Here is a 666-nt window from a genome sequence, read left to right as displayed (position 1 = left end):
GTCCATGCACCGGCTGATCGCCATCGAGTACCCGGAGACAGGTGTGTGGAAGGTGCGGCTAACCGACGCTGGCCGTGACTACCTCGACCGGTACGAGGCCCGCCGCCCAGCCGCGCGAAAGGCCAGCCGATGACGACCCACGCGACGGTTCACCCGTTCCAGGTGTGGGCCGACAACGACAAGCGATGCAGTGGCAGAACCGTCCGCGTGGATGAGGTGGACGACCGATTCGCGTACTGCACCGTGCTCACCCCGCGAGAGGGATCCATTCGCACCGGCCACCGCGTCCGCATCGCGATCAACCGCATGCGCCCTACTGCGACCGGCTACCGGCTCATTGAGGAGACTCCAGCCAATGAATGATCCGCTCACCCTGACCGGCTGGCGGGGAAACCCGTACACGGTCGGCACGACGACCATCCTGTACCCGCGGGGGACAGGAGGATCCTGCGAAATCCAGGAGGGGATCGTCCTCGAGATCTGGGAGATCGTGTACGACCTGGACAAGTTCCGGCGTGCTCGGAGCCAAGCGTGTGAGCAAGACCAGGCCGCTGCTGCCGCACGAGAAGCTGATGATGCCGCACGCGGCCGCGCGCCGGCGAGCTGTACGAGCGGCTTGGCGTCGCCAGCACGGCTACGCAGGAAGGGATCAGGAAGGCGTACTGG

1 protein-coding gene is annotated in these 666 nt (G+C 66.1%); it reads left to right on the top strand.

Going from position 1 to position 666, the window contains the following annotated elements; genetic code table 11:
• The first annotated feature begins 129 nt into the window (after window positions 1-129).
• Entirely contained in the window at window positions 130-363 is a 234-nt protein-coding gene (locus ABD844_RS52710) for a hypothetical protein (RefSeq protein WP_344897834.1), read from the top strand.
• The last annotated feature ends 303 nt before the right edge of the window (window positions 364-666 follow it).

It is taken from the genome of Nonomuraea antimicrobica, assembly GCF_039536965.1.
Taxonomy (GTDB): Bacteria; Actinomycetota; Actinomycetes; order Streptosporangiales; family Streptosporangiaceae; genus Nonomuraea; species Nonomuraea antimicrobica.
Note: the sequence above shows the minus strand (reverse complement) of the source record. Positions and strands in the feature narration are given on the sequence as shown.